16 protein-coding genes and 1 pseudogene are annotated in these 15,851 nt (G+C 60.9%); 7 read left to right on the top strand and 10 right to left on the bottom strand.

Annotation, left to right across the window (positions count from 1 at the left end):
- Positions 1-50 precede the first annotated feature (50 nt).
- From VLA07_RS26520 to VLA07_RS26510, 3 genes are all read right to left on the bottom strand, one after another.
- Complete coding sequence (locus VLA07_RS26520) at positions 51-314, bottom strand: helix-turn-helix domain-containing protein (RefSeq protein WP_333992528.1); 264 nt, start codon at positions 312-314, stop codon at positions 51-53.
- Positions 315-477: 163 nt separating this feature from the next.
- Positions 478-747 (bottom strand): hypothetical protein, encoded by a 270-nt coding sequence (locus tag VLA07_RS26515; RefSeq protein WP_330207941.1) that lies wholly within the window; start codon positions 745-747, stop codon positions 478-480.
- Positions 748-904: 157 nt separating this feature from the next.
- Complete coding sequence (locus VLA07_RS26510; protein ID WP_333992526.1) at positions 905-1,282, bottom strand: DUF6124 family protein; 378 nt, start codon at positions 1,280-1,282, stop codon at positions 905-907.
- 628 nt (positions 1,283-1,910) lie between these two features.
- On the opposite strand from VLA07_RS26510, the gene VLA07_RS26505 reads away from it, so the two are divergent.
- Entirely contained in the window at positions 1,911-2,186 is a 276-nt protein-coding gene (locus VLA07_RS26505; RefSeq protein WP_003223990.1) for a metal/formaldehyde-sensitive transcriptional repressor, read from the top strand.
- Positions 2,187-2,198: 12 nt separating this feature from the next.
- Complete coding sequence (gene dmeF / locus VLA07_RS26500) at positions 2,199-3,134, top strand: CDF family Co(II)/Ni(II) efflux transporter DmeF (RefSeq protein ID WP_333992523.1); 936 nt, start codon at positions 2,199-2,201, stop codon at positions 3,132-3,134.
- Here dmeF and VLA07_RS26495 read toward each other — a convergent pair.
- Positions 3,131-4,234 (bottom strand): cytochrome P450, encoded by a 1,104-nt coding sequence (locus tag VLA07_RS26495; RefSeq protein WP_333992521.1) that lies wholly within the window; start codon positions 4,232-4,234, stop codon positions 3,131-3,133. The genes dmeF and VLA07_RS26495 overlap by 4 nt on opposite strands.
- A gap of 78 nt (positions 4,235-4,312) precedes the next feature.
- On the opposite strand from VLA07_RS26495, the gene VLA07_RS26490 reads away from it, so the two are divergent.
- The 3 genes and pseudogenes from VLA07_RS26490 to VLA07_RS26480 form a co-directional block, all read left to right on the top strand.
- On the top strand, positions 4,313-5,071 hold the full coding sequence (locus tag VLA07_RS26490; RefSeq protein ID WP_333992520.1) for an ArsR/SmtB family transcription factor: 759 nt from the start codon (positions 4,313-4,315) through the stop codon (positions 5,069-5,071).
- Between the two features lie 146 nt (positions 5,072-5,217).
- Positions 5,218-6,438, top strand: coding sequence for a putative DNA modification/repair radical SAM protein (locus VLA07_RS26485; RefSeq protein ID WP_139055924.1), 1,221 nt, complete (start codon positions 5,218-5,220; stop codon positions 6,436-6,438).
- Positions 6,435-7,253: pseudogene (locus VLA07_RS26480) on the top strand (TIGR03915 family putative DNA repair protein); the annotation flags it as partial. The gene VLA07_RS26485 and the pseudogene VLA07_RS26480, both read left to right, overlap by 4 nt.
- Positions 7,254-7,276: 23 nt before the next feature.
- Here VLA07_RS26480 and VLA07_RS26475 read toward each other — a convergent pair.
- Complete coding sequence (locus VLA07_RS26475) at positions 7,277-7,885, bottom strand: LysE family translocator (RefSeq protein ID WP_333992518.1); 609 nt, start codon at positions 7,883-7,885, stop codon at positions 7,277-7,279.
- 105 nt (positions 7,886-7,990) lie between these two features.
- On the opposite strand from VLA07_RS26475, the gene VLA07_RS26470 reads away from it, so the two are divergent.
- Complete coding sequence (locus VLA07_RS26470; protein ID WP_333992516.1) at positions 7,991-8,869, top strand: LysR substrate-binding domain-containing protein; 879 nt, start codon at positions 7,991-7,993, stop codon at positions 8,867-8,869.
- Positions 8,870-8,923: 54 nt separating this feature from the next.
- On the opposite strand, the gene VLA07_RS26465 is transcribed toward VLA07_RS26470, so the two are convergent.
- The 5 genes from VLA07_RS26465 to VLA07_RS26445 form a co-directional block, all read right to left on the bottom strand.
- The gene (locus VLA07_RS26465; RefSeq protein WP_027613221.1) at positions 8,924-9,943 is read right to left on the bottom strand and encodes a branched-chain amino acid aminotransferase; all 1,020 of its coding nucleotides are present in this window, start codon (positions 9,941-9,943) and stop codon (positions 8,924-8,926) included.
- 270 nt (positions 9,944-10,213) lie between these two features.
- Complete coding sequence (gene lpdA, locus VLA07_RS26460) at positions 10,214-11,587, bottom strand: dihydrolipoyl dehydrogenase (protein WP_333992513.1); 1,374 nt, start codon at positions 11,585-11,587, stop codon at positions 10,214-10,216.
- Positions 11,588-11,594: 7 nt separating this feature from the next.
- The gene (locus tag VLA07_RS26455) at positions 11,595-12,875 is read right to left on the bottom strand and encodes a dihydrolipoamide acetyltransferase family protein (protein WP_333992512.1); all 1,281 of its coding nucleotides are present in this window, start codon (positions 12,873-12,875) and stop codon (positions 11,595-11,597) included.
- Complete coding sequence (locus VLA07_RS26450) at positions 12,876-13,934, bottom strand: alpha-ketoacid dehydrogenase subunit beta (RefSeq protein ID WP_003224000.1); 1,059 nt, start codon at positions 13,932-13,934, stop codon at positions 12,876-12,878.
- Between the two features lies 1 nt (position 13,935).
- A complete protein-coding gene (locus VLA07_RS26445; RefSeq protein WP_003224001.1) occupies positions 13,936-15,171 on the bottom strand; it encodes a 3-methyl-2-oxobutanoate dehydrogenase (2-methylpropanoyl-transferring) subunit alpha in 1,236 nt (411 codons plus the stop codon).
- A 185-nt stretch (positions 15,172-15,356) separates the two neighbouring features.
- Between VLA07_RS26445 and bkdR the strand changes: the two genes are divergently transcribed.
- The gene (gene bkdR / locus VLA07_RS26440; protein WP_008059350.1) at positions 15,357-15,845 is read left to right on the top strand and encodes a Bkd operon transcriptional regulator BkdR; all 489 of its coding nucleotides are present in this window, start codon (positions 15,357-15,359) and stop codon (positions 15,843-15,845) included.
- Positions 15,846-15,851 lie beyond the last annotated feature (6 nt).

Here is a 15,851-nt window from a genome sequence, read left to right as displayed (position 1 = left end):
AGCTGTAGGACGGGTCTGAAACTTTAGCGATTGTTACAAGTGTAAAAGAATCAGGCTAGGGACATCGCTAGGTTGGCTAATTCACCCAGAGTGGAATTATCGATCTTGCCGTTAAGTAAATTGTTGAGGCGTGGCTGAGTAATTCCCAAGCGCTTGGCAGCATCCTTCTGGGGAAGCTCCCAGGCACGGATTGTCTCGCAAAGCCTGCGCATTAGTTTGGCCCGCAGGCGCATGTTGGCGGCGTCCTGCGGCGTGTCTTCCAGTGCGTCCCAGACGCTTGTAAAGCGCCTGGAATCGGGTGGGTGATTTTTCATGATTAGTTTCTCTTCCTGGGTTTGTTATTAGAAATCCGTTAGCGGAAAGGGCGCCTTCGCGAGCAGGCTCACTCCGACAGATGATTGCTGGCTCTTGGAATTCGAGTACACCGCCGATCCAATGCAGGAGCGCGCCTGCTCTGAAGAACGATGACGCGATTAATCAGGCAACCGTCGCAATCTCGCACAACGTTTCTGCCACCGTCCGTTCCAGTACAGGAAACCGGCATTTCACACGTTGCAGCGCTGGCAGCACAGCCTCCATTTCAAGCCCATCAAGTTTCCCTAAAGCGTTCACGGCCAAGGCCACAATTGTTTCCCGCTCGCTTTCAAACAACACCAGGCATGCGTTCTGCGCCCAGCGTCGATCCCGTTCGTTGAGGCCCATGGCGACTAATGCGGCGACGACGTGGGCATCTGTTTTATTGGTCATGTGAAATTCTCCTTTGCGCCGTTTTCCTTGTGGCGAGGGAGCTTGCTCCCGCTGGGTTGCGAAGCGACCCCAAGCCCCATCGATCCGGTTCGGATCCGGATTTTCGACTGCTGTGCAGTCGAGCGGGAGCAAGCTCCCTCGCCACGGGGACGCTTTTTCAATTGCTGATCGGGGGCTCGAGGTTGTCGAGGGCGCGGTTCACGGCGAGTTCGCCGAGCATGACTACTTGCTGGATGCCGAGCACGGTGTTGCGGTAGGGCGTGTCGAGCAGGCCGGCGAAGTCGCTGAGCATGATGCTGGCCGAGGCCATGGATTCGCAGGCGTGGGCCAGCAGTTCTTCGTTGTCCATGTTCGGGGCGACGACGAACATGTGGCTGGGTTTGCGCTCGGGTGTAGCCTGCGGTTTCAGGTAGTGATCGAGGGCGCGTTCGGCGGCTTCGTGGAGTTTTCTGGAATTGGGGTCGGAGTAGGGGGACGTTGATTCTGGGTCAGGTATTGCGTCCGCTTCAGGCGGATTTGGCGTCACTTTAAACATTTGCTGGGTAACCTCAATGAGGCTGACACGCACTTGCGACTAAACAATAGGTGGCAGCTGTACGCAGGTTAGTCGACCAGTACCCAAGCATTACCGGCGCGCCCGAAGGCGCCCTGCGCACAGCCGCCATTGAGCGCAGGCGTAGAGATGCCTGACTGAATAACAGCTTGCGAACTTGAGATAACACCGAGCGACTAAACCCGATCACTGATCATTCAGTGACGCGAGCCAAGTTACCGATGCCCCCCAAACCGCACAAGCCGGCGGATTCTGGCGTACTTGTAGGCAAAGGCGCAAGGCGATGTAGCCTTGTGGATGATGCCGAAATGATGCTGCGTTTTTCAGTCCGCCATCGCCAGCAGGCTGACTCCCTCAGGGGATTTGTGATGGGCGATGAACCTGAGCACACCACCGGACAATTGTGGGAGCGGGCTTGCTCGCGAAGAGGCCGGCACATCCAGCATCTATTTCATCAGACACACCGCTATCGCGAGCAGGCTCACTCCTACAACGGGAGTGAGGTCGCTTTCAGTTCAGCATCCCGTTCATCCCTTGAATGCTCACCGAACTTGCGATTGCCCAAGCCATCGGCGACCATGCCTGCCATATAGGGGTAGGGGGTATAGGTATGTCGCACATTCATGAACACAAAGACGAGCTGCTCAACCGTGTACGACGCATTGCCGGGCAGGTGCAGGCGGTGGAAAAAGCGCTGGAAGGCGATGCCGATTGCGCCAAGACCTTGCATCTGGTGGCGGCGATTCGCGGGGCGGTCAATGGGTTGATGGAGCAGTTCATTGAGGCTCACACCCGTGAGCACGTGGCGCATCCCGATCTCACCGACGAACAGCGCGCTCAGGGCGCCGAAGATCTGCTGCAAGCCATCCGCCGTTATTCCAAATAGAGCATCCGTATCATGAGCCTGACCCCAAGCGCTGAGCGTTTCAGCCACGATCACCAATTCCTCGGCGCGTCTCACGACGAAAACGCCCGCCGCACCCTGTGGGTGGTGGCGCTGACATTTGTGATGATGATCGGCGAGATCGCCGCCGGTTATTTCACCGGCTCCATGGCCCTGCTGGCCGACGGTTTCCACATGGCGACGCATGCCGGGGCGTTGGGCATTGCTGCTGCGGCCTACGGTTTCGCCCGGCGCAACGCCAACAACCGCCGCTTCAGTTTTGGCACCGGCAAGGTTGGCGATCTGGCCGGTTTTGCTTCAGCCATGGTGCTGGGGCTGGTGTCGCTGGGCATTGCCGGCGAGTCGATTTTTCGCTTGTTTGAACCAACTACCGTGGCGTTCGGCGAAGCGACCGTGATCGCGATTGTCGGGTTGGGCGTAAACATCCTCAGCGCCTTCCTGCTGATTGGCCATCACCGCCACGACCATGGTCATCAGCATGATCACGCGCACGGCCACGATCATCATCACCATCACGACAACAACCTGCGCTCGGCCTACGTCCACGTGCTGGCCGATGCCCTGACCTCGGTGCTGGCAATTGCCGCGCTGCTGGCCGGCCGCTATCTCGGCTGGGTATGGCTGGACCCGGAGATGGGGATTGTCGGCTCGATTGTCATCGCGAAGTGGGCCTATAACCTGATGCGCGACAGCGCTGCGGTGCTGCTCGACACCACCGACGAACCGGTGGCGGCGGAGATCCGCGAGCTGCTGGAAACCTCGGACGACGTGCGCATCAGCGACCTGCATGTCTGGCAGGTCGGCCCGCAGGCGCGGGCGGCGATTGTCAGTGTGGTCGCGGCGGCGGGCGTGACGGCGGAGGCGATCCGCGAACGGCTGGCGCCGGTGCATGAGCTGTCGCACCTGACCATTGAGCTGCGCAACGCTTAAGGCTGCACCGCGCTGAACAGTGGAATCCGCCCATTGAGCGATGGGCGGTAATGCCACGTCAGTTGTTGCAGATTCATACCCTGATCAAGGATTTCTCTGACAGTCGCAGCGGCAATGTTCAACGCCAGCGTCTGCCCCGGACACTGATGCCGGCCGCTGCCAAAGCTGAAACTGCGCCGGTCAGGACGATCCAGCAGAAACCGCTCGGGCTCTTCATTCAACAAAGGATCGCGGTTGGCCGAGGCCAGCAGCACCAGAATCACCTCACCGGCCTCAAGCCGCACGCCATCGATCTCGCAAGTCTGTGCGACAAAGCGCCGAGTGTTCTGCACTGGAGGATCAAAGCGCTGAACCTCGGCCAACAGTGCGTCCACAGAGGCGTCACGCAACTCGGGCTGACGTTGCAGCGCTATCAGTGCATTGCCGATCAGTCCCGCACTGGCCTCGAACGTCTGCGAACAGAGACCGATCAGGTTGGCGATCAGGGTTTCTTCGTCTCCTGCAAATCGCTGCTCGATAGCCTTGAGCAACTCGCTATCGGCTTCGGCCAGCAACTCGATGAAATAGCCGTGCAATTGCTCCGCCGCCGCATGCGCCGCCGCCAGTTGCAGGTCATTGCTCAGCGGCGACAGGCAGGCGACGAAATCCGCGGTCAGTTCACTGATCGCCCGGCCTTGCGCCGGGGTGAAGCCGAGCAGCGCCGCGACCACGCACACCGGGCCGCGAAACATCGCCTTATATAAGCCGTCGGCGTCCGCTGTAATCAGACGCGCGGCCACCAGTGCGCGTACTTGCTCGTCATCTATCAACTGCAGAGACGGCTCGATTGCCGCACGCGGACAGCGCTGACGTTCGCCATCGTTCATCCGCATCAACTGCCCGAACACCTTGCCGGCCAGCCCCGAGGCAATCGCCTTGGGCACCGGTTCCTGCAACGGTCGCACCCGACAATCGGCATGCGTCAGCACCGCACGCACCGCTCGGGCGCTGCTGGCGACCCATAGCTTCAATCCATGATCAAAGGTCAGTCCGCCCTCGGCGCGCAGTTTGGCGTAGTAGGGGTAGGGATCGGCATGCGTCGCAGCGATGATCGGGTCCATGGTTCACAGCCTTGTCGTCGGGAAAGTGATGCGAGTATCTTCAGTTCGCAGCGGCGACGATTCGTCGGGGAGCGAAATATGCACGCAGAACATCAAGACATCGGCGTTTCGCAGGTGGCGGCCGCCATCGCCGAACCGGCACGCACGAAAATTCTCTGCTCGCTGATGGACGGCCACGCCCGCACCAGCACTGAATTAGCGGCCGTGGCGGAAGTCAGCGCCTCCACCGCCAGTGCACATCTGGCCAAGCTCAAGGATCTGGCACTGGTGCGCCTGCATGTGCAGGGCCGCCATCGTTATTACAACCTCGCCGATCAGCGCGTGGCTCAGGCGCTGGAAGCGTTGATGGTGATCGGCCAGAACGCCGCGCCGATCTTCAAACCGCACACCCCGGATCGCCTGCAATTCGCTCGTACCTGCTACGACCACATGGCCGGCACGCTGGCGGTGTTGCTCCACGACCGTATGCTTGAGGCGGGGTGGCTGGTGGAAACCGATGAGCGGGCTTATCGCTTGAGCGGCACCGGCGACGCGTTGTTGGCGAGCTTGGGGATTGAGGTGCAGGACTTGAGTACCTTGCGCCGCAAGTTTGCTTGCCCGTGCCTGGACTGGAGCATGCGCCGGCCGCATTTGGGCGGTTCGTTGGGGGCGGCGTTGTTGCAGATGGCGTTGAAACGCAAGTGGGTGACGCAGGATCTTGATAGTCGGGCGTTGGCGCTCACCGTGGCGGGGCGAAAGGAAATGGGTAAGCGGTTTGGTCTTGAGTTGCCGATAGACGCGAAGATCAAAAGATCGCAGCCTGCGGCAGCTCCTACAGTAAGTCCGTACACCCGATAAATCTCGACCCTGCCCAATCCATGTAGGAGCTGCCGCAGGCTGCATCCTTTGATCTTGAGCTTCTGCCCGACGAGGTGCGCTTCTGGCACCTTGTAACCCCGTGCTCGGACCTATACTGTATATCCACACAGTAAAGAGCCCGCGCCATGCAAATCATCGACAAGCTCAGCATTCTCGCCGACGCCGCCAAGTACGACGCCTCCTGCGCCAGCAGCGGTGCGCCCAAGCGCAGCTCCGAGGGCAAGAGCGGGTTGGGCTCGACCGACGGCATGGGCATTTGCCACAGCTATACACCGGACGGTCGTTGCGTGTCGCTGCTGAAAATCCTCCTGACCAACTTCTGTCTCTACGACTGCCAGTATTGCGTCAACCGCCGCTCCAGCGATGTGCCGCGTGCACGTTTCACCCCCGAGGAAGTGGTCACGCTGACCCTGGATTTCTACCGGCGCAACTGCGTCAGCGGGCTGTTCCTCAGTTCGGGGATCATCCGTTCGGCGGACTACACCATGGAACAACTGGTGCGCGTGGCGAAGCTGTTGCGCGAGCAGCACGAGTTTCGCGGCTACATTCACCTCAAGACCATTCCCGAGGCCGATCCGGCATTGATCGAGGAGGCGGGCCGTTACGCCGATCGTCTCAGCGTCAATATCGAACTGCCCACCGACGCCAGCCTGCAAACCCTGGCGCCGGAGAAGCAGATCGGTTCGATCAAGCAGGCGATGAACACCATTTACACCGGCGTACAAACGGTGCTCAACGAACCGCGTTCGGCAAAATTCGCTCCCGCCGGGCAGAGCACGCAAATGATCGTCGGCGCCGATGACACCGATGACAGCACGATCCTGCACAGCGCCCAGTCGCTGTATGGCAACTACCGCTTGCGGCGGGTCTACTATTCGGCCTTCAGCCCGATCCCCGACAGCCCGAAAAGCGTGCCACTGGCCGCACCACCGCTGATGCGCGAACATCGTTTGTATCAAGCCGATTTCCTCTTGCGCAGCTACGGCTACAGCGCCGATGAGTTGCTCAAGGGCCCGGGTAATCTGGCGCTGGATATCGATCCGAAACTGGCTTGGGCACTGCAGAATCGCGAGGTGTTTCCGCTGGACCTGAACCGCGCCGAACCGGCGCTGATCGCGCGCATCCCGGGCATTGGCCTGCGTACCACCGAACGTCTGGTGCAATTGCGCCAGCAACGGCGCATTCGCTACGAAGATGTGGCGCGCATGCGTTGTGTGCTGGCCAAGGCCAAGCCGTTCATCATCACCAGCGACTACCACCCGCAACAGGCCGAAGTCACCAGCCACATGCTCTATCAGCAACTGCGCGACCGGCCGCAGCCGCAGCAGATGGGGTTGTGGGGATGATCAATCTCGATTGCGACGACCTGTTCGACACCTGGCGCCAGCAGGCACGCTGGCTGCTCAGCCATGAAGTCGACCCGAGTCTGGTGAGCTGGGCGTCGGACGGGGTGAGCGATCTGTTTGCCAGTGACGTTTCGGTGCCCGAGGGACAAGGGCCGTTTCAGGCACGCATCCCCCGTGCACTGCTCGACACCCTGGAGCAAGCCGCGCGCTACCGGGGCGACCAGCGCTGGAGTCTGTTGTATGAAGTGCTGTGGCGAGTCAGCCATGGCGATCGCACGGCGATGATGGCCGGCGACAAACTCGGCAGCGAGTTGCAGCGGCGGATCAAGCAGGTGCAGCGCGAAGCCCACCATTTGCATGCGTTCGTGCGTTTCATCGAACGCCCGCAGGATCAGCCAGGCCCGCAATACGTCGCGTGGCACGAACCGGCCCACGACATCCTGCACAGCGCCAGCGAACATTTCGTCAGGCGCATGGGCCGCCACCGCTGGTTGATCGCCACGCCGCGTGACGGGGTTTATTACGATGGCGAACAGTTGATTCATCAGCGCCAGTGCCCGGTGGAATGGCAGCAACTGGCGCAGAACGTCGATGACCCGCATGGCGAGCTATGGCTGACCTATTACAGCCACATCTTCAACCCGGCGCGATTGAACGAGAAGGTCATGCAAGGGCATTTGCCGGTGCGTTTCTGGAAGAATCTGCCTGAGGGCGAATTGATTCCCGGGTTGATCACCCAGGCGCGGATGGGCAAACAGCAAAATGGTCAGGCCAGCGGGATTGCCGCGCGAGCCGGCAAGCGAATTGCCTTGAAACAGGATGAGCCTGAGCAGGTCGATCAGCGGGTTGCCGACGCCATCAGCAGACCAAAACCGGCAAAGGTCACCCCCGAGACTTTCGCCGCCAGCCAGGATCCTTTCGGGCTCGACAGCCAGCCTTTGGCCGCATTGGCGAGCAGGGCGTAGCTGCCGTGCACCAGAATTACCAGCACCGCGTAAGAGGCCACCAGTTTGAAGAACTGCGGGTAAAAAAGCTGTTCAGTGTCGATGAACTGCGGGAATACGGCCAGAAAGAAGAAGATCGCTTTCGGATTGAGAAACTGCAGGGACGCGGCTTCGAGAAAACGGTAGCCCGGACGAGAAGGGCGAACCTGCTGCAGGCTACGGAAACGATCTGAACGCCAGCTCTTGAAGCCCAAGTACAACAGGTATGCAGCTCCGGCGTATTTCAGCACGGTAAACGCCTCGGCCGAGGCGCTGAGGATCAAGCCGACGCTGGTGGCGCTGAGGGCAGCCACCACGAAAGCGCCCGAGGCGATCCCTAGAATGCCGGGCACTGCGCCGCTCCAGCCCAGGCGCACGGCGTTGGACAGTGTCAGCACCACGCCCGGCCCGGGGCTCAAAATGGTCAGGGCGGCGAACAGTACAAAGAGTCCGTAACTGTGCAAGATGTTGCTCCGTCGATTCGCGTATCTGCGTGCGGGCAGATTGGCGTGGCGGCGACGCGCTGACAAACGCTTTAAATGCAGTGCATATGTGACTAAATTAGACCCATGAAAAATTCACTTCCCCCACTCAATGCGGTTCGCGCCTTCGCTGTGGCTGCTCGTCATCAGAGTTTCAGCCTGGCGGCCGACGAGCTGCATGTCAGCCATAGTGCGGTCAGCCGCCACGTCAAATTGCTTGAAGAACATCTGGGCGTTTTGTTGTTTGAACGGCGCATCAGGCAGTCGCTGCTGACGCCGGCGGGTGAGCTTTTTTATCAGCAAGTCAGCGCCGGTCTGGCGCAGATTGCCGACGCCGCTGCCGAGTTGAGGCGACAGGCAGCGCGACCGACGATCACGATCAATGTCCGGCCGTCCTTCGCCCTGTTATGGCTGACGCCTCGTTTGGCGGACTTTTCGGTGCAGCATCCGCACATCGACACCCAGGTCGTCACGCAGACCCAGTCGCCGGATCCGGCCCGCGACGATTTCGACATTGTCATCCGCCGGGGCCGTGACGATTGGGCGCCGACGCTGGAGGCGCACGCGTTGTTCGAGGATGAATTGGTTATGGTCGCGGCGCCGGCATTGATTGAGCGACTGCCGCTGACAAATCTCGCCGGCCTCAGTGTGCATACCTTGCTCACCGTCAGGGCGCGGCGTGAAGACTGGCACCACTGGGCGAGGCATTTTGGCCAGAGTCAGAGCAGTAGCCAGGTGATCCGCCAGTTTGATTACATGCACCGGGTGCTGGAAGCGGCCGTGGCGGGCGAGGGCATCGCGCTGTGTCCGACTACTTTGCTCGGCACACATTTGTCGAGTGGTCGCCTGATCTGTCCGTTGCCGGATCTGCGCATGCCGCTGCCACGCTATTACTACGGCGTTGCCCCGCAAGCGTCGGCGCACGCCAAAGTGTTGATTGAGTGGCTACAGCAACAGCGCCCATGAAAAAGCCCCCATCGATCACTCGATGGGGGCTTTTGTGCATCAGCAGCCGTCAGATCAAACCTTGACGATCCAGCCTGCTGGCGCTTCGATGTCGCCGGTCTGCACGCCAGTCAGCTCTTTGTAGAGCTTCTGGGTGACCGGGCCGACTTCTGTTTCGCTGTGGAACACGTGCAGGTGGTCGTTGTAACTGATCCCGCCGATCGGGGTGATCACCGCGGCGGTACCGCAGGCGCCGGCTTCCTTGAAGTCCGACAGTTTGTCGATCAGCACGTCGCCTTCAATCACTTCCAGACCCAGACGGGTTTTCGCCAGTTCGATCAGCGACAGACGGGTGATGCCTGGCAGCACGGATGGCGAGTTCGGGGTGATGAACTTGTTGTCGTGGGTGATCCCGAAGAAGTTGGCCGAACCGACTTCCTCGATCTTCTTGTGGGTCAGCGGATCCAGGTAGATGGCGTCAGCGAAGTGCGCTTTCTTGGCCTGGGAGCCCGGCATCAGGCTGGCGGCATAGTTGCCACCGACCTTGGCCGCACCAGTGCCTTGTGGGGCGGCGCGGTCGAAGCTGGAGATCTGGAAGTTGTGCGGAGTCAGGCCGCCCTTGAAGTAGGCGCCGACCGGGATCGCGAACACCGAGAAGATGAACTCCGGCGCGGTGCGCACGCCGATGTTGTCACCCACGCCGATCACGAACGGACGCAGGTACAGCGCGCCGCCGGTGCCGTATGGCGGGATGAAGCGCTCGTTGGCGCGAACCACTTCCTTGCACGCTTCGATGAACTGCTCGGTCGACACGTGCGGCATCAGCAGGCGAGCGCAGCTGCGCTGCATGCGCGCGGCGTTCTGGTCGGGACGGAACAGGTTGATCGAGCCGTCCTTGCAACGATAAGCCTTCAGGCCTTCGAAGCACTGCTGGCCATAGTGAAGGGCAGTCGAGCCTTCGCTGATGTGCAGCACGTTGTCTTCGGTCAGGGTGCCTTTGTCCCACTCGCCATTGCGAAAGTACGACAGATAGCGTTTGTCGGTCTTGATGTAGTCAAAACCCAGCTTGTCCCAATTGATGCTTTCGTTACCCATGACACCCTCTATCACTGAACAACCGTCGAAACGGTTCAAGGCTTCTGACGTTTTTTTTGATGGGCACAACAATACTTCATTCTTGAGCGGTTTCGCAGCCCGGACTATCGGATGACAGGCAGATAAATCGTGTCGGCCTCAAGAATTCGCGAGCAAGCCCGCTCCCACAGGGGGAATGCATTTCCCTGAAGAAGCCGCTCCCACATTTTGGAATACATTTCCCTGTGGGAGCGGGCTTGCTCGCGAAGAGGCCACCACTGCCACCATCCATCACAGGTGCAACGCATGCCCCAAAGCACGCAACGCCGCTTCCTGCGCCGCTTCACCCAGGGTCGGATGCGCATGAATGGTGCCGCCGATGTCTTCGAGGCGCGCACCCATTTCCAGGCTTTGCGCGAACGCGGTCGACAACTCCGACACGCCAACCCCGACCGCCTGCCAGCCGACAATCACATGATTGTCGCGACGCGCGACCACCCGCACGAAGCCGCTTTTTGATTCCAGGGTCATCGCCCGGCCATTGGCAGCGAACGGGAAGCTGGAAACGATGCAGTCCAGCCCGGCAGCCTTGACTTCGTCCGGGGTCTGGCCGACCACCACCAGTTCCGGGTCGGTAAAGCACACGGCGGCAATGGCGGTCGGGTTGAATTCGCGGGATTTGCCGCTGATCAGCTCGGCAACCATTTCACCCTGAGCCATGGCGCGATGGGCGAGCATCGGTTCGCCGCTCAGGTCGCCGATGGCGTAGACGTTGCGCATGCTGGTCTGGCAGCGGCTGTCGATCTTGATCGCCGAGCCGTTCATGTCCAGGTTCAGCGCTTCGAGGTTCCAGCCGTGAGTATTTGGCTTGCGCCCGACTGCCACCAGCACCTGATCGGTTTCCAGATTGAGGGTGTCGCCGTTCGGGTCACGCACCTGCAAGGTGCCGTCGAAACCCAGCACGCTGTGCTTGAGATAAAGCTTCACGCCCAGTTGCTTCAGTGCTTCGTGGACCGGTTGGGTCAGCTCGGCGTCGTAGGCCGGCAGGATGCGATCCTGCGCCTCGACCACGCTGACCTCGGCGCCGAGCTTGCGGTAGGCAATGCCCAGCTCCAGACCGATGTAACCGCCGCCGACCACCACCAGACGTTTGGGCACGGACTTCGGTGCCAGCGCTTCGCTGGAGGAGATGATCGGCCCGCCGATTGGCAGGATCGGCAGGTTGACGCTGGTCGAACCGGTGGCCAGCACCAGATGCTCGCACTGGATCCGCGTGTCGCCGACCTCGACGGTTTTGCCGTCAACCACCTTGGCCCAGCCATGGATGACCTGAACCTTGTTCTTTTTCAGCAACGCGGCGACGCCGGTGGTCAGGCGATCAACGATGCCGTCCTTCCACTCGACGCTCTTGCTGATGTCGAGGGTTGGCGCCGAAACGCTGATACCCAGCGCAGAATGCTGACTGTGATGTTGTGTCTGGTGAAACTGCTCGGCCACGTGAATCAACGCTTTGGACGGAATGCAGCCGATGTTCAGGCAAGTGCCACCCAGCGATTGGCCCTCGACCAGAATCGTCGAAATGCCCAGTTGCCCGGCGCGAATCGCCGTGACGTAGCCGCCGGGGCCGCCGCCGATGATCAGCAGCGTAGTGTTCAGAGATTGCATGCGAGCCTTACTCCACAAACAAAGTGGCAGGTTGTTCGATCAAGCCACGGATGGCCTGGATGAAGAGCGCCGCGTCCATGCCGTCGACCACGCGGTGATCGAAGGAGCTGGAGAGGTTCATCATCTTGCGGATCACCACCTGGCCTTTGACGACCATCGGCCGTTCGACGATTTTGTTCACGCCGACGATCGCCACTTCCGGCAGGTTCAGCACCGGGGTGCTGACGATGCCGCCCAACGCACCGAGGCTGGTGAGGGTGATGGTCGAGCCGGACAATTCGTCGCGGCTGGCCTTGCCATTGCGTGCGGCATTGGCCAGACGCGAGATTTCCGCGGCGCTGTCCCACAGGCTGCGTGCTTCGGCGTGACGCACCACCGGCACCATCAGGCCCACATCGCTTTGCGTGGCGACACCGACATGCACTGCGCCGAGGCGGGTGATGACCTGGGCTTCGTCGTCGTAACGGGCGTTCATCTGCGGGAAGTCACGCAGGGCGACGACCAGGGCGCGGACGAGGAACGGCAGCAAGGTCAACTTGCCCCGGCTGGTACCGTGTTTTTCATTCAGATGCGCGCGCAGCTCTTCAATCGCGGTGACGTCGATTTCCTCGACGTAGCTGAAGTGCGCGGCGCGCTGGGTGGCGTCCTGCATGCGCTGGGCAATCTTGCGGCGCATGCCGATAACCTGAATCTGTTCTTCATCGTGACGCTGAGCGTATGCGGCGGCTGCCGGTGCCGAAGCGTTCGACTGACCTTGCGCCAGATAGGCCTCAAGGTCCTCGTGCAGCACACGGCCGGCCGGGCCGGAACCGCGCACCAGACGCAATTGAATGCCCAGATCCAGCGCATGTTTGCGCACGGCCGGCGAGGCCAGCGGACGTTCATCGGCCTCGCGGGCAACCATCGGGCCCTGGCAAACCGGTGCCGGGCGCGGCCCAGCAGCAGCGGCAGGTTTGCTCTCGGCAACTGCTTCAACTTTCGGAGCAGCAGGCGGCTCTTGCGCAGCAACCGGTGCTGGCGCGGCGGACTCTTTCAGATTCCCGGCGCCTTCAACTTCAATGCTGATCAGCACACTGCCGACCGCCATCACTTCACCCGGCTGACCGCCGAGCGCAATCACCTTGCCGTGCACCGGCGATGGAATATCGACCATTGCCTTGTCGGTCATCACATCCGCCAGCACCTGGTCTTCAACCACCAGATCGCCAACCTTGACGTGCCACTGCGACAGTTCGACTTCTGCGATGCCTTCGCCGATGTCCGGCATCTTGATAACGTGCGTGCCCATTCAGACCTCCATAACCCGTTTCAACGCCGCGCCCACTCGGGACGGCCCTGGGAAATACGCCCACTCTTGCGCGTGCGGGTAGGGGGTGTCCCAACCGGTGACGCGTTCGATCGGCGCTTCCAAGTGATGGAAGCAATGCTCTTGCACCAGTGACACCAGCTCGGCGCCGAAACCGCAGGTACGAGTGGCTTCGTGCACCACCACGCAGCGGCCGGTTTTCTTCACCGACTTGACGATGGTTTCCAGGTCCAGCGGCCACAGGCTGCGCAGGTCGATGACTTCGGCGTCAACGCCACTTTCTTCAGCAGCGACTTGCGACACGTAAACGGTGGTGCCGTAGGTCAATACGGTCACGTCCTTGCCCGGACGAGTGATCGCGGCGACGTCCAGCGGCACGGTGTAGTAACCGTCCGGCACCTGGGCTTGCGGGTGTTTCGACCACGGAGTTACCGGACGGTCGTGGTGGCCGTCGAACGGGCCGTTGTACAGGCGTTTCGGCTCAAGGAAGATCACCGGGTCATCGTTTTCGATGGAGGCGATCAGCAGGCCTTTGGCATCGTACGGGTTGGAGGGCATCACGGTGCGCAGGCCGCAGACCTGAGTGAACATCGCCTCGATGCTCTGGCTGTGGGTCTGACCGCCGTAGATGCCGCCGCCGCATGGCATGCGCAGGGTCATCGGCGCGGTGAACTCGCCGGCCGAGCGATAACGCAGGCGCGCCGCTTCGGAAATGATCTGGTCGGAAGCCGGGTAGACGTAGTCGGCGAACTGAATCTCGGCTACCGGACGCAGACCATAAGCACCCATGCCGACAGCTACGCCGACGATGCCGCTCTCGGAGATCGGTGCGTCGAATACCCGCGAGGTGCCGTACTTGGTCTGCAGGCCTTCGGTGCATCGGAACACGCCGCCGAAGTAGCCGACGTCCTGACCGAACACCACCACATTGTCGTCACGCTCAAGCATCACATCCATGGCCGAGCGCAGGGCCTGGATCATGGTCATGGTGGTCGTGGTCATGGCGGTTTCCAACTGAATATTGTTGTTGTGATCGTTCATGTCAGATCCCCAACTGCTGACGCTGGCGCTTCAAGTGCTCCGGCATCTCTTTGTAGACGTCTTCGAACATGGTTGCGGCGCTTGGAATCTGCCCGCCGGCGAGGGTGCCGTACTGTTCGGCCTGTTTCTGCGCGGCAATCACTTCGGCTTCGAGCTCGGCGCTGACGGCGGCGTGCTCTTCTTCCGACCAGTGGCCGACCTTGATCAGGTGCTGCTTCAGGCGGGCAATCGGGTCGCCCAGCGGGAAGTGGCTCCAGTCGTCGGCAGGCCGGTATTTGGATGGATCGTCGGAGGTCGAGTGCGGGCCGGCGCGGTAGGTGACCCATTCGATCATGGTCGGGCCGAGGTTGCGCCGGGCGCGCTCGGCAGCCCAGGCGGAAGCGGCGTAGACCGCGTAGAAGTCGTTGCCATCGACCCGCAGCGAGGCGATGCCGCAACCGACGCCGCGTCCGGCGAAAGTGGTGGCTTCACCCCCGGCGATGGCCTGGAAGGTCGAGATCGCCCACTGGTTGTTGACCACGTTGAGGATCACCGGCGCGCGGTAAACGTGAGCGAAGGTGAGGGCGGTGTGGAAGTCCGATTCGGCGGTGGCGCCGTCACCGATCCAGGCCGAGGCGATTTTCGTGTCGCCCTTGATCGCCGAGGCCATGCCCCAGCCGACGGCCTGAATGAATTGAGTCGCGAGGTTGCCGGAGATGGTGAAGAAACCGGCGTCCTTGACCGAGTACATGATCGGCAGCTGCCGGCCCTTGAGCGGATCGCGCTCGTTGGACAGCAACTGGCAGATCAGGTCGACCAGCGGCACTTCGCGGGCCATCAGGATGCTTTGCTGGCGGTAGGTCGGAAAGCACATGTCGTCGATGTTCAAGGCCAGGGCCTGGGCGCTACCGATGGCTTCTTCGCCAAGGCTTTGCATGTAGAACGACATTTTCTTCTGACGCTGGGCGACCACCATGCGGTTGTCGTAGATACGCGTCTTGAGCATGGCGCGCATGCCCTTGCGCAGGATTTCGACCGGCACGTTTTCAGCCCAGGGGCCGAGGGCGTTGCCCTGATCGTCGAGCACACGAATCAGCCCGCGCGCCAGGTCGGCGGTGTCGGCAGGTTCGACGTCGATGGAAGGTTTACGCACCGTGCCGGCATCGGTCAGATGCAGGTAGGAGAAGTCGGTTTTGCAGCCTGGGCGGCCCGAGGGTTCAGGGACGTGCAGACGCAGCGGTTCATACGCTTGGGTCATGGCTTCTACGCTCGATCTTGTGAATTTCTTGTAGTGAGCTGGCAATCATTCTTGGGTGAAAGAAATCTTGTCCTACAACAATCATAGGCCCGGCCAAGAAGAATATTTCTCTCTGTTTCGTTGCGCTGGAGACGATTTGCAGATAGAAATTCTGCATAAACATAAAAAACAGGTGGTTTTGTCTCATGCGCAAACTGGACCGTACCGACATCGGCATTCTCAACAGCCTTCAGGAGAATGCGCGCATCACCAACGCCGACCTCGCACGCTCGGTGAACCTGTCGCCGACGCCGTGCTTCAACCGGGTCAAGGCGATGGAGGAATTAGGGCTGATTCGCGAGCAGGTGACGCTGCTGGATGCCGATCTGCTGGGCCTGCATGTGAACGTGTTCATTCACGTCAGCCTGGAGAAACAGGTCGAGGAGGCGTTGCAGCATTTCGAAGAGGCGATTTCCGACCGCCCCGAGGTGATGGAGTGCTACCTGATGGCCGGCGACCCGGACTATCTGATCCGGGTGCTGGTGCCGACGATTCAGTCGCTGGAGCGCTTCATGATGGACTTTCTGACCAAGGTGCCGGGGGTGGCGAATATTCGGTCGAGTTTTGCCTTGAAGCAGGTGCGCTACAAGACGGCGTTGCCGTTGCCGGCGAATGGGTTGACGCTGGGCACCTAGCGCTGA

The sequence above is a fragment of the Pseudomonas sp. S3(2024) genome, from assembly GCF_036861315.1.
GTDB lineage: Bacteria > Pseudomonadota > Gammaproteobacteria > Pseudomonadales > Pseudomonadaceae > Aquipseudomonas > Aquipseudomonas putida_A.
Note: the sequence above shows the minus strand (reverse complement) of the source record. Positions and strands in the feature narration are given on the sequence as shown.

Excerpts from the sequence above, each read along its gene's own strand:
- VLA07_RS26495 (WP_333992521.1), bottom strand. The coding sequence starts at position 4,234 with ATGGACCCGATCATCGCTGCGACGCATGCCGATCCCTACCCCTACTAC.
- bkdR (WP_008059350.1), top strand. The coding sequence starts at position 15,357 with ATGCGCAAACTGGACCGTACCGACATCGGCATTCTCAACAGCCTTCAG.
- VLA07_RS26490 (WP_333992520.1), top strand. The coding sequence starts at position 4,313 with ATGCACGCAGAACATCAAGACATCGGCGTTTCGCAGGTGGCGGCCGCC.
- VLA07_RS26470 (WP_333992516.1), top strand. The coding sequence starts at position 7,991 with ATGAAAAATTCACTTCCCCCACTCAATGCGGTTCGCGCCTTCGCTGTG.
- VLA07_RS26485 (WP_139055924.1), top strand. The coding sequence starts at position 5,218 with ATGCAAATCATCGACAAGCTCAGCATTCTCGCCGACGCCGCCAAGTAC.
- VLA07_RS26455 (WP_333992512.1), bottom strand. The coding sequence starts at position 12,875 with ATGGGCACGCACGTTATCAAGATGCCGGACATCGGCGAAGGCATCGCA.
- VLA07_RS26510 (WP_333992526.1), bottom strand. The coding sequence starts at position 1,282 with ATGTTTAAAGTGACGCCAAATCCGCCTGAAGCGGACGCAATACCTGAC.
- VLA07_RS26450 (WP_003224000.1), bottom strand. The coding sequence starts at position 13,934 with ATGAACGATCACAACAACAATATTCAGTTGGAAACCGCCATGACCACG.
- VLA07_RS26520 (WP_333992528.1), bottom strand. The coding sequence starts at position 314 with ATGAAAAATCACCCACCCGATTCCAGGCGCTTTACAAGCGTCTGGGAC.
- dmeF (WP_333992523.1), top strand. The coding sequence starts at position 2,199 with ATGAGCCTGACCCCAAGCGCTGAGCGTTTCAGCCACGATCACCAATTC.
- VLA07_RS26465 (WP_027613221.1), bottom strand. The coding sequence starts at position 9,943 with ATGGGTAACGAAAGCATCAATTGGGACAAGCTGGGTTTTGACTACATC.
- VLA07_RS26505 (WP_003223990.1), top strand. The coding sequence starts at position 1,911 with ATGTCGCACATTCATGAACACAAAGACGAGCTGCTCAACCGTGTACGA.
- lpdA (WP_333992513.1), bottom strand. The coding sequence starts at position 11,587 with ATGCAATCTCTGAACACTACGCTGCTGATCATCGGCGGCGGCCCCGGC.
- VLA07_RS26445 (WP_003224001.1), bottom strand. The coding sequence starts at position 15,171 with ATGACCCAAGCGTATGAACCGCTGCGTCTGCACGTCCCTGAACCCTCG.
- VLA07_RS26515 (WP_330207941.1), bottom strand. The coding sequence starts at position 747 with ATGACCAATAAAACAGATGCCCACGTCGTCGCCGCATTAGTCGCCATG.